General features: G+C 41.2%; 16 protein-coding genes and 1 riboswitch. Of the genes, 3 read left to right on the top strand and 13 right to left on the bottom strand.

Features of this window, described 5'->3' with window-relative positions; genetic code table 11:
* Positions 1–2: 2 nt before the first annotated feature.
* The 8 genes from AB3489_RS05225 to AB3489_RS05190 all read right to left on the bottom strand — a co-directional run bounded on the left by AB3489_RS05225 (position 3) and on the right by AB3489_RS05190 (position 7,938).
* Entirely contained in the window at positions 3–725 is a 723-nt protein-coding gene (locus tag AB3489_RS05225; protein WP_368294207.1) for an energy-coupling factor transporter transmembrane protein EcfT, read from the bottom strand.
* Positions 712–2,253, bottom strand: a complete 1,542-nt coding sequence (locus AB3489_RS05220; RefSeq protein WP_368294206.1) for an ABC transporter ATP-binding protein — start codon at positions 2,251–2,253, stop codon at positions 712–714. The genes AB3489_RS05225 and AB3489_RS05220 overlap by 14 nt, the downstream gene beginning before the upstream one ends.
* Positions 2,254–2,366: 113 nt before the next feature.
* Positions 2,367–2,547: riboswitch (cobalamin riboswitch) on the bottom strand.
* Between the two features lie 57 nt (positions 2,548–2,604).
* A complete protein-coding gene (locus tag AB3489_RS05215) occupies positions 2,605–2,805 on the bottom strand; it encodes a zinc ribbon domain-containing protein (protein ID WP_119774484.1) in 201 nt (66 codons plus the stop codon).
* 117 nt (positions 2,806–2,922) lie between these two features.
* Positions 2,923–3,588 carry a Crp/Fnr family transcriptional regulator gene (locus AB3489_RS05210; RefSeq protein WP_119774485.1) on the bottom strand — a complete coding sequence of 222 codons (666 nt, stop codon included), beginning with the start codon at positions 3,586–3,588 and terminating at the stop codon, positions 2,923–2,925.
* Between the two features lie 320 nt (positions 3,589–3,908).
* Positions 3,909–4,997: a 4Fe-4S binding protein gene (locus AB3489_RS05205; protein ID WP_368294205.1), complete on the bottom strand. Its 1,089-nt coding sequence runs from the start codon at positions 4,995–4,997 to the stop codon at positions 3,909–3,911.
* Between the two features lie 375 nt (positions 4,998–5,372).
* On the bottom strand, positions 5,373–5,678 hold the full coding sequence (locus AB3489_RS05200) for a hypothetical protein (protein ID WP_034378102.1): 306 nt from the start codon (positions 5,676–5,678) through the stop codon (positions 5,373–5,375).
* 13 nt (positions 5,679–5,691) lie between these two features.
* Positions 5,692–7,245 carry a reductive dehalogenase domain-containing protein gene (locus AB3489_RS05195; protein ID WP_368294204.1) on the bottom strand — a complete coding sequence of 518 codons (1,554 nt, stop codon included), beginning with the start codon at positions 7,243–7,245 and terminating at the stop codon, positions 5,692–5,694.
* Between the two features lie 324 nt (positions 7,246–7,569).
* Entirely contained in the window at positions 7,570–7,938 is a 369-nt protein-coding gene (locus AB3489_RS05190; RefSeq protein WP_368294203.1) for a hypothetical protein, read from the bottom strand.
* 48 nt (positions 7,939–7,986) lie between these two features.
* On the opposite strand from AB3489_RS05190, the gene AB3489_RS05185 reads away from it, so the two are divergent.
* The gene (locus tag AB3489_RS05185; protein WP_368294202.1) at positions 7,987–8,352 is read left to right on the top strand and encodes a hypothetical protein; all 366 of its coding nucleotides are present in this window, start codon (positions 7,987–7,989) and stop codon (positions 8,350–8,352) included.
* Positions 8,353–8,437: 85 nt separating this feature from the next.
* Here AB3489_RS05185 and AB3489_RS05180 read toward each other — a convergent pair whose 3' ends face one another.
* Positions 8,438–8,794: a winged helix-turn-helix transcriptional regulator gene (locus tag AB3489_RS05180; protein ID WP_368294201.1), complete on the bottom strand. Its 357-nt coding sequence runs from the start codon at positions 8,792–8,794 to the stop codon at positions 8,438–8,440.
* A 125-nt stretch (positions 8,795–8,919) separates the two neighbouring features.
* On the opposite strand from AB3489_RS05180, the gene AB3489_RS05175 reads away from it, so the two are divergent.
* The gene (locus AB3489_RS05175; RefSeq protein ID WP_368294200.1) at positions 8,920–9,225 is read left to right on the top strand and encodes a pyridoxamine 5'-phosphate oxidase family protein; all 306 of its coding nucleotides are present in this window, start codon (positions 8,920–8,922) and stop codon (positions 9,223–9,225) included.
* A gap of 201 nt (positions 9,226–9,426) precedes the next feature.
* Here AB3489_RS05175 and AB3489_RS05170 read toward each other — a convergent pair whose 3' ends face one another.
* Genes AB3489_RS05170 through AB3489_RS05160 form a run of 3 tightly spaced genes read right to left on the bottom strand, consistent with a single transcriptional unit; the run spans position 9,427 to position 11,392 of the window.
* On the bottom strand, positions 9,427–9,570 hold the full coding sequence (locus tag AB3489_RS05170) for a hypothetical protein (protein ID WP_020492679.1): 144 nt from the start codon (positions 9,568–9,570) through the stop codon (positions 9,427–9,429).
* Between the two features lie 13 nt (positions 9,571–9,583).
* Positions 9,584–10,750 carry a uroporphyrinogen decarboxylase family protein gene (locus tag AB3489_RS05165; RefSeq protein WP_368294199.1) on the bottom strand — a complete coding sequence of 389 codons (1,167 nt, stop codon included), beginning with the start codon at positions 10,748–10,750 and terminating at the stop codon, positions 9,584–9,586.
* A 3-nt stretch (positions 10,751–10,753) separates the two neighbouring features.
* Positions 10,754–11,392, bottom strand: a complete 639-nt coding sequence (locus AB3489_RS05160; RefSeq protein ID WP_368294198.1) for a B12-binding domain-containing protein — start codon at positions 11,390–11,392, stop codon at positions 10,754–10,756.
* Positions 11,393–11,763: 371 nt separating this feature from the next.
* On the opposite strand from AB3489_RS05160, the gene AB3489_RS05155 reads away from it, so the two are divergent.
* A complete protein-coding gene (locus tag AB3489_RS05155; protein ID WP_368294196.1) occupies positions 11,764–12,045 on the top strand; it encodes a hypothetical protein in 282 nt (93 codons plus the stop codon).
* A gap of 60 nt (positions 12,046–12,105) precedes the next feature.
* Here AB3489_RS05155 and AB3489_RS05150 read toward each other — a convergent pair whose 3' ends face one another.
* A complete protein-coding gene (locus tag AB3489_RS05150) occupies positions 12,106–13,296 on the bottom strand; it encodes a 4Fe-4S binding protein (RefSeq protein WP_368294195.1) in 1,191 nt (396 codons plus the stop codon).
* Between the last annotated feature and the right edge of the window lie 2 nt (positions 13,297–13,298).

Raw genomic sequence — 13,298 nt, 5'->3', positions numbered from 1 at the left:
TTTTAAATAAAATTAACGGTGATAAAGAATAGGGTACAAACCATCATACTGATCATTTCCCAGCTTTTTAAATGCAATTGTTTGCCAAACGTCCGCTGCTTGCTTCGGCCATAACCTTTTAACTCCATTGCAAGAGCGATATCTGAAGTATGCCGGACTGTGCGATAGAGCAATGGCATAAAGGTTAGCGGAAGATTTTTTATTCTATTTTTAATTCCTTCCGAGGGATAACCCCGAACCGATTGACTCTCTGAAATTGCCAGATATTCCTTTTGCATCAGAGGAAAAAAACGTTTTGTCATAACGACCAACATGGCATAACGATAAGGGACACCCCATGCTATAAGCATTAAAGCCGCATCTGTGGCAGAAGTCCAGGTCATAAACTGAACAGCGGCCAAGGTCACAGCAGCCGTCCGGGAAATACCCAAAGCAGCGGCCGGAATTGAGCCTGTATAAACAGACAGAATACCCCACTTCCAGAGAAGGTCCCCCTCCCGGCAGAACAATAACTGTATGACAAGAATCTGCGAGGCTACTAAAAGCATTACTGGCAACAGTATTTTATATTTTTTTAAATGGTTGGTAAAAATACAATCCGCAATGATTACCAAGGCAATAATTCCGATTTCCAGGCTCAGATTTTGTGAAAGCAAAGCTGTAAGAATGAGTGTTAAACACCATACCAACTTCGTACGCGGATCAATTTTTTCAATGAAAGCCATAAGCAACGCCTTCCTTCTGGAAATCTAACCCTATGTCTTTAAGGACCTCTTCAAAAGAACCAATCTCTTGGGCCGGAATATCCAATGCCAGACGGTGCATGTGCATTGCCACAATACGGTTGGCATATTGTTTGGCCAAACCCAGGTCATGGGTAACGAGAATAACCGTTTTACCTTGTTGCTGAAATGCAGAGAGCAGCTCCATGATCAGGGCGCTCTGTTCTTCATCTAAACCTGAGGTAGGTTCATCCGCCATGATAATCTCGGGGCCTCCTACCAAAACAGAGGCAATTGCCAGCTTCTGACGCTGGCAGCGGCTAAGCCTGTGCGGGTGGACATCGGCGAATGCCAATAGCCCGACTTTGTCTAAAATCCCATTTACTTTCTCTGCAATTTCCTCTTCCGGCAGTTTTCTTGTTCTTAAAACAAATGCCGCCTCATCTTTTACTGTGTTCGCAAAGATTTGAAGATCGGGGTTTTGAAACAGGAAACCTATTTGACTGCGTATCGTTGCTAAGTTCCTCTTGGTCAGGGGTTTGCCAAAGATTCGAATCGCACCCGTATCCGGGATAAGCAAACCTTCCATTAATTTCAACAACGTCGTTTTCCCTGAACCATTGAGCCCAATCACCCCAATAAAATCACCGCAATTAATATCTAAATTCATATTTTCACAGCCTTTGAAACCACCTTTATAGGTAAAGGCCAGATCCTTTACTTCCATCAATTTTTCATTCGATTTTTGATTCGATTTTTCATTCAATTTCTCATTTAACTTTTCATTTGCCGCCGTCATATTTGGGGTTGGTCTTGTTTGATTGAAGCGTTTCTGATAGTCACCAGGGCTGCATTCTTCTCTGATTGTTCCTTCAGCCATGATAAGAATACGGTTGGTATAGGGAAGAATATCGCAGGCCCGGTCCATCACCATAATCACGGTAATTCCCTTTTCTTTATTTAAATAGCTGATATAGGAATAAAGTTCCCGTTTTCCTTTTCCGTCTAATTCTGCGGTGGGCTGATCTAAAACAAGAATGGGCGTTTCCATCGCGAGAATACTTGCCAATACTACTCTTTGGGCTTGGCCGCCGGACAGTCCATCCGTCTTTCTTTGTTCAAAACCCTCCAGGCCAACGAATTGTAAAGTTTTTTTGACTCTGTTCTTCATTTCATCCCAAGGAAGTTCCATATTGGCAATCCCGAAAGCCACTTCTTCCTCTACCGTGATACTGACCATTTGATTTTGCGGTTCCTGCATCATATAGCCGATATAATCACACATTTTTGCTAAGGGGATCGCATGAATGTCTTGCCCCATGACCCTAACGGTACCGTTTAGCTGTCCGTTAAAAAATTGAGATGCCGCTCCGGTGATACTATGGAGTAACATCGATTTTCCCGATGCGGCTTCCCCAGTAATGGCGATGAAATCTCCTTGATTGATGGTTAAGTCGATATCTTTTAACACTTTGTTTGTCTCAGGCGGAAATACAAGAGATTCTATTTTAAGCTGTACCGCAGGTTCCATCGGATGAAGGCCTCCATATAAAAATCTAAACTATGTAAACGACATGCATACAAAATAAAAAAGTTCCAGTTTTGAGAGATACTAACTCTCAAACTGAAACTTTACCATTGCTTCATGTTGATATCTTCATTGGCAGGTCTTCTGACTCATAGCTTTAACCGATTTCTGTGCCTTCCCGATTTCTCAGTGGCATCGTACAGTCATCACAGCTATTTACAGCGGCGGGTCCGTCCAGGAATTGCACCTGATTCCCTATTCTTCTCGATAAGAGACACCAAAAAAGAATGTATGATTATTACGTCTTATTCTAAATGAAATTGAAGAAAAGTCAAGAGAAAAGATGGTGAGATTTTAACATTTGCAGCCAGGACTACATTTCCCAGATGAACAGGTTTTACCACCTTTAACTCCATAGGCATTAACCGTTGTAAACCGCTGAGTTATTTTATCATCAGCGCACTGCGGACATATTTGTTTGTCTCTTGAACTAACACTACAAAAAACAGAAAACTTGTGACCACACTTTTCGCAAATAAAGTCATAAGTTGGCATTTAATAACCTCCTAAAATATCTTTTCTTCATCAAATCAATAATAAATTCATTGAATCCCCAATATTATATCCGTATGACGCCAGGAGAAAATACTAGCTGGTCTTAATTACAGATCTTTAAATATGTTTCTGCCAGTTTTTTAGACGGCTATAATCCTGTATAATGATCCCTCCATATATTGGCCGTATAATGTTCTCAGATTTTAAGTCGCGAAATAATTTTGACACCGTTACTCTTGTTGTATCTGCAAGTTCAGCCAAATCTTGTTGATTGATAAACAGTTGCATCCCTTGTTGATCTGCAAGTGCACATAAAGTTTCGATAATTCTATGGTCTACCTTGTAAGTGTAATGTTTCTGCAGCCGGCTTATATGGTTATTACTTTTCATTGAAAGGTCGTAGAGCAGCTCTTCAGTAAGCGTAAAATCAGACTTCATCAAACTTTTCATTTCCTGAATTGAAATTGCAGCGGCTACTGTGTCTTCAACAGCCGTAAATGAACCGAGAGGGGGAATACCGGTAAACAATGGCGCAATCATAAATAAATTATTTGCACCCAAGACATCAATGAGAACCTCATTGCCTTCTTCGTCAACTTTCGAATATTCAACCGTCCCTGTAAAAATATATAATAGCTTCTCAATCGTAATGCCTTGTTTAATAATAATGCTTCCTTTGGGATATAACAATCTTTCTCTATCCGCAAAAACTTTCTTCCAACCATCTATTGGCGACCGGAATAATTTTGTGTGTTTCAGCCATGGTAGATCATTATCACTCATGATTACACTCCCTTGTACTTAGCCTTATACTTAGACTAATTAATATGTGAAAATGTAATTATGTTGTTTCCTTGTCCTGCCTAAATCTCCTGATAATTAGAGATATGGGCAGACAGAACTACCCTTACCTTGATTATATATTATTTTTCTTCGTGGATATAGTATGCAGATAATGGACATCTAACGACGAGCGTCAATTTAATTAACGCTGGTGAATGGTTATAAAAGTTGTTTTATGTTGCTAAATACTAAGATTATAACTAAAAATAAGATGATCGCTGTCAAAGTACAGAAAAATATTTCCTTAGAGCCAAGGTGCCTCATAGTGACCTTCCTTTATTCGTTAGAATACCTTGTTCCTGTTTCTTTTGGAAAAGGGAATTTACAAATCGTCTTGCTTTAATGATGATTTCATTGATCACCCCGACCGGACAAAAATATAAACACCAAAATCTTCTAATAAACAGCGATACAACCAGGATAATACTGAGCAGTATCCATTGCACACTCACCCCCTGAAATCCGAACAGGACTCCAAAAGGCTCATAACTGCCTCCTATACTCGGTGATTTAAAGCAAAAGCTTAAAATCAGTACGATCCAAACTAACATGTATTTTATTTTTTGCAGCCATGTTGCTACATGATGATTACATTTTAGTTTTCCGCCTCCGATTTTTGCCAGTATTTCCTGAATCCCTCCAAAAGGACATAACCAATAACAGTATAGGTTCTTCCCGCTTAAGAAAATAATTACTGGAATCCCGACGATTAAAATATACCAAAAAAGATTTTGTTTAAAAGCCGTGAAGAATCCCATTAATCCGCTGGCAATGTTCGCAAGTGAAATTGAACAGTTAAACCAGAAACCAGTAAAAAATATACTGCATATAAGAACCAGCCATCGCAGCTTAGGAATCTTAAAACGCACTCCTATAATCGTTGCAAATATTAATAAAGCCAAGCCTATTTCTTTGATCCCCAAATTAATATTCTCGGAAGGCTCAGAAATATTCAAAGCAAGTTGGTTTTTACCCAACCCATGACTAGCCTGACGGACTGCATTGGTAATTCCTCTTGATGAAAGCGTAGCGCTGGTCACTTTGTCGATATCCTGACCAATTTCTAACGGTTCATCTACAGATTTACCTGTAAATTGTTTTAGAAAATCCCCACTCAAAACTGAATGAATATAGGATGGTGTTTCCGTAGCATACCCTACAACCCGAACTTTTAAAATGTTACCGTTGGGGTCTGTAGCCGTTAAAACAGATACGGGACCGCCATAGCCGTTCCCTTGACCAAAAACCACGTACCCCTGCAGCGTATCCTGACCGTTGATATTCTTATAGCCTGCATAGGTCAGTGGGTGAGTCTCAATCGCTTTAAACTCCTGAGTATTGCTCAGCATTGAGGGTAAGAATTGCTGGACATCCATCTGTCTGCCCTTAAAACTAAACAATAATGCGATTATTAAAGATCCAAAAAACATAAATAAGAACAGTCTTTTTAAATGAACTTTAGACAAAATTACACATCTCCCGGTATACCATCGTTTATTATATCCGCACTACGTGCCTTTCTCAGCACTTCCCGCCTCAATTGAAACATAGTGCATGTAGTTCCAAGTCTTGTTGGATCCGGCTACAAGAGTGTCCCTCAGATTTCCTCAAACTGCCAACCACGCTTTTACGACAAACGGTTTGACTGCCCAGCGATTATTTTTTTGTTTTCTCTCTGGGCAGCAAACCATTCAGCCTTACCTTAAAACTGAGAACAAAAGTAATTACATTTTAGATGCATTATCAGCTATTTTTGCTTTCGGTACAGTAAAAAACCAACGCCAGATCCCGACTCCTGAAATTACAGTGATTGCAGTCAAAAAGACTCCGCCCATTAAAGCAGCACGAGACTCATTTTCACCGAGACTAGTGAAAATAAATATATCCGTTAAAAAGAGTAATAAAACCCACGCACAAACGACTAACCATTTCCACCAATTTAAGCTTTGACCACGTTGCTTCGACCATGAATACAACCAATACACAGCCACCGCTGTTCCCATTCCTGCAATGAACGAATAAAGGCTCATCCGCTATTCCCTCCTATTTCTTAAAGATGCCTTCCGGTATCCCGTCAAAGAACATATCCGTTCTCATCCACCAAGGCACGTCTTTATAAGTCGCCCACGTCGGAGCATTATAATCGTCTTTTGACGGACTTGGATAAAAGCTCTTTTGCCCCCATAACATGATTTGATGTGCTATTCCGGTTCGATCTCTTACAGCCAATTCACGGCTATACTTATGCAACGCATTGTCAAATCTGCGCCACGGACACACAGAATAACAAACACCGCACATATGTCTGATGGGAACAGAAGCATAATAGTTCTGACATTTTTCTCTGTCTGACATCCAACGTACCACGCCATCGTCCTGCAGTTCGGGTTGTCCGCTTGGAATAGAGCCACCAGGACATTTTTCCGCGCAAATACCACACTTGTCGCAGAAATCCTTTAAGCCCATGTTGATTGGCCGATCCGGCTCCATAGGAAGATTTGTCAGTACAACAGCCAATTTTACCGAGGGTCCAAATTCGGGTGTAACCAATATGCCAGGCCTTCCCATCTCACCCAATCCTGCATCAATTGCTAACGGCGTGGGTAAAAGTTCATCCCACCCTATAATTGGGTTTCCGTTATATCTGGCAGGATACCCCAAAGCTTTGATAAAGCCCGTAAGTCTTGCAGCAGCAAGGCCTGACCGCGTATATGCCTCAAATGGACTGTAAAAAAGCGGTGTTGCTTCTATTAAATTAGGTTCATGGGGTACAGCAATGACAATTGCATATTGCCACCAATCGGGGATGTCTATGGGACCGCCTCTTACCCCCCTTGGCGTTATTGGATCAATTCCTACCGCAGCTAAAATTGGAAGCATCCTGGGGTCCACGCCACCACCCCAGCCTAAGATCCACCTCGGATTGACTTTCGTAATACCCACTAAAGTCCCACCAAAGAGGCCTGCCATTTTTTTAATGAGTTTGCTTGTTTCTTTTGGATCCTTAACTTTTAATGGTTCTTTGATTACACCCTTAAAGTCCCACTCTTTTGGGTCCCCTACTAAGGGAGCAAGCATGCTGGTCCAAGCCTTGTTCCATGCAGTTGCAATTCCCCACATATCCTTATTCATTTTTTTCTCTTCTTCAGCGAGGTTTGGAAGAAGTTTGGTGAACCACGCTCTGTCGCCTTCCAGTTTATCAGGATGCTTTGCGTAATATTCCTTCAATCTGGGCATTAAATTTTCTTCGCCTTTTTTGCTTAATAAAGCATCTTCTTGATAGTACAGACGACGAAAGGTTGGTGAATCTACGTCTTGATCCACACGATTGACCGGTCCTTTAATCTCATAACCAGGCTTATCTACTCTAAACGGCTCACGATTAAAATATACTTCCCCTTGTTCTGATTCCCATCCCATCATCGTATCAATGGACTTTGCATCACCAAAGCTACTGGCAGCAATTCCCCCGAGTGCCGCTACACCCCCAGCAAGCCCGGCAAATTTAAATAAAGAACGTCTGCTGATTTGAACAGATTTAATCTTGTCTACTACGGAGCCATTTCCCTGGCCATTTTCTAACGGGCTATTTTCCATCCTGTTCACTCCATTCCAATTTGTGAAAATTAAAAAAGATAATGTTAAAAGTCCCTTAGATGCTAAACATTTGCGCTATGAAGTCTGGTTTTTTTAGACTTAGTCTTTGCCTTTCCTCCTTTACTTAAAATCTGGATCCTTATTATAAACATGAGCGCTCGTATTCAGTTTATAGCAGCCAACTTTTTGTGTATGTTAAACGAATACTTTTTTGAATATTCAGAAAAATCTAACGCAAACAAAGGAGCATCAGACTATTTTTTGACTAATGCTCCTATAAAATATATTTCCTTTAATTCCCCAGGGCAAATTCAACTCGTTTTTTTACTTCTTCAAGTGGGCCGAATTACCTGAAACGAATATGATATAGACCTGTTCCAAAAGCATATCGGCCGAATAACCGCGTACTTCTCTCTGGAACAAGTAAAAATCACTTGCGAAAGTTGTGAGCAACATGTCAGCTCTAAATATACTGTTAGTTACCGGGAATTCTTTTTCATTTATCTCTTCAAAAAGATCGACAAATATTTGGTGTAATTGGTTATACAGCGGACTCCCGTCTATAGATTTTCGTTTTGGCGCAATGTCCCCAACACCTTTAAGTAATTTTGCTTTGTTTTCTTTGAATTGGATAAATAGCCTGAGTACCCCCTTCAATCGCTTGCTCGGCGGCTCTTTCCGTTTTTCTTCCAAGTAAGCTTCTGTCTCCTCGAAAAAAAGAACAATGCTGTCAGTGCTTTTATGCTTACACATCTTCATTTGGAGACATCATTTACTTATCTGGCAGTCGTCAATTCAGTCACGATGATTGGCTTTGCTATGGTGATGATGCCCCTTACCACTGCGGCACTAAACCAGTTACCGGCAGAATTAATCCCGCACGGGACCGCAATGAATAATACCCTGCGGCAAGTGGCAAGTGCCATTGGAACGGCGGTTCTTGTCTCGGTGATGACGAACAGCGCGTTAAATCCTGAAACGTATGGCATGGAGGGGGCTATCCACGGCGTCAACGTGGCCTTTATGGTGGTGACTTGCATCAGCATAGTTGGAGTACTTCTGTCGTTCTTTATCAAAGGAACCCGCTCGGAAGAAAAAAGTGCCTAATAGCACCATAAAAATTGGTTTGTTTACAAAATTCCGTTGCTAAACATTCATTTGAGCAGATACATTTCTTTGTATCTGCTCAATATTATTCGGACTCCTGAACCTGAATCCCCCAATGTGCAAGTTGTTTTAGAATCGGCATCAGGTCACTGCAAAGGTCCGTCAATGCATATTCAACCCTCAATGGCATCTCCATATATTGTTTACGGTAGATGAGACCATCTTCTTCCAATTCCTTCAATGAGCTTGCCAACATCGTATTTGTTATGCCTCTAATCTTGCGTTTCAGTTCATTATACCTTGTTACCCCGTCTTGATTAAGCGCGCATAAAATAGGCACTTTCCATTTTCCGCCTATTAGCCTTAATGCACTCCCTAATGGACAATCCTCCATACATGGGCAGTTATTTTTACATGCGCTGTTGTTTTGATCGTTTTTCATAGTCAGTTTTTCCTTACCTACTCATCATTTTCTGCGTACTTGAAAAATAAAATCTAGGTAGTAATATTGTACTAGGTAGTAAAACTAAAGTAAAGACTATCAAAAAATATTAAGGAGATGACGAGATGGTTATTAATGAAGGGGTCAAAGCAGTCATTGAGGGTTCGGCCTTCCTCTCCCTTGTCACGCTGAGTACAGATGGCATTCCTCACCCAATCATTGCGGGCAAAGGCGAAGTTGTAGGCGATACAGTAGTTTTCGGGATTTACAAAATGGAAGTAACACAGCAGAATTTAGCAGCTAATAAAAATACATGGGTTGTTGCAGCAACAATGAACGGTGGACCTAAAGGCTATCGTCTCGCTGGGACAGCTGAGGTCAAGGATAAACAGCTCATTTTCACCCCAGCAGAAGTTGATGCTCTGATATAGACCTTCTTTCTAGCGCCAGTTGACACGAATGTAAAACACGAATCCATGAAAAAGCCAGGATTTTCTCCTGGCTTTAGGCTGTGTAAGTAATCTGCAATTTGTGAAATTATCTTTTGGTATTTTTTCATTATTCATGGTTAAGGTTATACCATCACAGCACAGTTATACGCTTGCACCCATGCTTTCTTTATCGTCTTTGTTTTAAAAGAGCGCCAGGAAAGTTACATAAGCAAAAATCATTTCCTGTCCAATATCCCAGCTCATAGCCATTGCAGGATCTTTATCTGCGAGCTCCGGATGCTCTTTTACGATATCACTCCAAGAGATCAACAATTGTTCTTCCACTGTGAAGCACCTCCTATTTATAAACACCATACTCCATGACAAACTTGTTTACGGCGATGATGTTTTCCGCTTTACCTGTAATCAGTTCCTTATCCGTACCAAATACATATCCGCCGCCAGGGGCCAGAATGTCTACTAATTCTTTGGCCTTGGCGATACATTCTTCCTTGGTGCCAAATTGCAGTAAGGTTGCCGGGTAAAGTCCCGAAATACACATGGTATCTCCGAGTTTATCTTTAATTTCTTTAGGATCCCCGTATTCAAACCAACCCATGGATTTCTTGGCAGGCAGCTCTTGGAGGTGATCGTAATAACGAGACCAATCGCCTTCATAAATTGGTACGACATTGATATTCTGGGAAGCAAAAAACTCCATGATCGTTTTGAAAGCCGGCCAGAAGAATTTATCAAAATCAGCAACTTTTAACATTGTAGGCAAATGAATAGGGATCAAAATAACTTTGGGGTACTGTGTCGGCGGAACCATGAGTGCCTGACCCATACCGAACCTGATGATCAACGGCGTAAATGCCTCTATCGCTACTAAGAATTCCTCGGGACAACGGCGGATATCCATGAAGGCGTTTTTAATGCCCCGGAAGAAATCCGCAATCCAATCCATTGGGTGAATAATAACGCCATCAAGAAGTTTGGGCATCCCGCATTGCGCGGCAAGCGCACCCGCAATACCTCCGGATTGTGCCCCAAACATGCCGAATTTCATAGCGCCTTTAGCAAAAGCTAAATCCTTAACCGGTGAAGGTTTGGCCAGTTCAGCGTATTTACGCGGCAAGATTTTTTCTACCATAAATCTAAACGGATCTTTGGCAAACTCCGGATATTCATCAGCTGTCATGATTTGGGCAGACTCATCCGAATACTGTGCGACCGTACTGTCACTTAAATAATGAAATGCTTTACTCCCCAACGCCTGATAAACGCCGCCAGGTCTGCCAAAGTAGTTATGAACCATGTCCAGCGGGATTTCGCTGGCTACTTTCATCATAGCTTTGCCGCCTTTGTCCGTATCCCAATTGGTTTCTGCATCGGTATACCCTGCAAACTCGGCGCACCAAGATCCATAAGTCCCAAGCACAGGGACACGGTCCGGCTGTTCCAGATTAAAGGCTTTGAACACCCGATCTAAACGTTCTTGATATAGACTCATCATATCACTCATCGATCAACCCACCCATCTTTGGCATATTTTGACGCCTTCAGCAGCGTTTGTCGAAAAGGCATCCGCACCTATGCTTTTACATACGACCTCATTAACCGGTACGCCGCCGATAATCACCTTGACTGAGCTTCTAAGACCTGCTTCAGCAAGACCGTCAACCGTTTCTTTCATACTATCCAGCGCCAAGGTGAGTACGCCGCTTAATCCGACAATATCTGGGTTAACCTCTTTAACCTTGTCCACGATCTGACTGACCGGAACATTGATCCCCATGTCGATGACCTCAAAACCTGCGGCTTCTACCATGGATCTGAAAATATTTTTGCCGATATCATGAAGGTCTCCGAAAACGGTAGCCAGGACAATTTTTCCGCCTTTTGCTGAAGATTCTGCGCTTAAAGCCGGTTTGAGCTTGTCCATGACGTTTTGCAACACTTCCCCGGCGAAGACCAAGTCCCCGATAAAGTACTCACCCGAATCATAACGCTCACCTACGAGCGTCATACCTTGCTGACAGGCTTTAACAATTTCTTGGACTTCTGCCGCGTTGTCGTCTTTGCTGAGTACTTCATCAATAGCCTTGTTTAACACGCCTTCATCCAAATCGGACATCGCTTGAATCAGGGCTTTCAAATCCACCACTTCAAACCATCCTCCTTAAATTTTTTACAGCTATTTTTTTAGTCTATGATAATAAAGTTTGCTGTCTATACAAGTTAATATATCATAGATAAAATTTAATAAATCTTAGCGCTTACTAAGGGTATAATTTATATATTTTAAATTTTCAAAATTATTTATATATTATTTATCTCAACAGTTTTCTGCCCAATTTCATTGTGGATTATTATTGGCATAACAAATAATTTTTAATTATTTGGAGATGCTTTAATTATCCTTATTTTCTGCGATTCTTTTGTTTTGCTTTTCTGGTAATCAAAAGACAGAGTGTGTCTTGATTCACATATCTTCAGAAACAGAAATGATATGATAAGGTATAGGGGAATCTGTGTGTGGAGGTGATTGCAGTGTTTGACTATTCACATTTCCCATGGGAGCCTTCATCTGAAAAACTATTTGATTTTATGAAGACGAATGGTCAACGTTTTACTGTAAGCAAAGGACAAAGAGTCATAAATACCGGTGAAGAAATAAACTACATCCAGTGTGTCGAAAAAGGAACATTGAAGACCATGATGTTAAGTAAAGACGGAAGACAAAGAACAGTGAGTATTATTCAAGCCGGAGTTCTGCCAAAAGATCAAACTGATTATTACAAGTGTAACAACACATAAGGCATGGTTTAGGATATCACCGATATTGAATTTATTTTTCATTATCTCCCTCGCGTTGATTTAATTACACCTACTCGTTTTTATTCTATCGGCATTTGGTGCTGGGTAACTTTGTCCGGTAAGTGTCGCGAGTTTTCCGAGTTTACGCCTTATTTTAGCGCAAATATCCAGAAAAGCACCTACTGGACAGAAGCAATCGCACCAGAACCGATAGATAAAGATGGACCCCGTCATAATCACAAGCAATAATAGCCAATTAAGAAAAGTCCCTGTAAGCCCGAACAACGTGCCAAATGGTTCATAACTGCCAATAGCCGGGTTCCGGTACAGGAAAGTTAAAAGTAAGCCAGACCACAACAGTATCTTAGGTAATAATCTCAGGAGCTGATTAGATACCCTTCGGCACTTGCTGTGACCTCTTACCATACTTGTTAATTCTTGTACTCCCCCGAAAGGACACAGCCAGTAACAGTATAGGTTACGTCCTGAAAAAAGAGCGATCCCTAAACCGCCTAGTACGATTACATACCAAATCATATTACTGTGTATAGAAGGCCAATACCCCATCAATAATGCCGAGATAGAGGATAAGGAAATCTGGATTTTAAGCCAGAACCCAAAGATAACGACTGCAGCAAGTAAAGTAATATACCGTACTTTGGACTTTTTCCACACCAAGCTTAGGATCAATACGGCTAGAAATAGAATGATCGCGCTTGCTTCCGCTAACCCAAACTTCCAGGATTCCGGCTTTTCCGATATACTTAGACCAAGTTGATTGACTGCCACTTCATGACTTCCCTGTCGTACAGCATTGGCGATAGCCCTGGAACTTACTGTAGCCCCGGTGACGTAATCAATGTCAGCACCCAGTTCAATCGGGTTATTTGCTTTTATGTTCTTGAACTGATCCAGAAATTTTGCCTTTAAGACTTTGTTCAAAAAACTGGACGTCTCTCTACTCTCCACAACCACAACTTGTTGGATCTCCCCCAGCGGATCGATTACTGTAGCTATCTTCATTGGCCCGCCATAACCATTGGCCTCTCCAAATACGACATAATAATGGTCCTTACCGTTACTTTGATCAGCTTTAAAAGTTGGAGGGTTGTTACTTATTTCTTTAAAGCTTGTTTGCGGCAAAATTTGTTTCATGTAGAGAAGTTCATCCTTCTCTGCTGCCATATTGGAATATGCTAAAATCCCGATCAGCATAGCAACCGCAACAACTATCATTATGCGTTTCAACATTA

The organism is Dehalobacter sp. TBBPA1 (genome assembly GCF_040931655.1).
Taxonomy (GTDB): domain Bacteria; phylum Bacillota; class Desulfitobacteriia; order Desulfitobacteriales; family Syntrophobotulaceae; genus Dehalobacter; species Dehalobacter restrictus.
The sequence above is the reverse complement of the archived record's forward strand: the minus strand, read 5'-3'. Positions and strand labels throughout refer to the sequence as shown.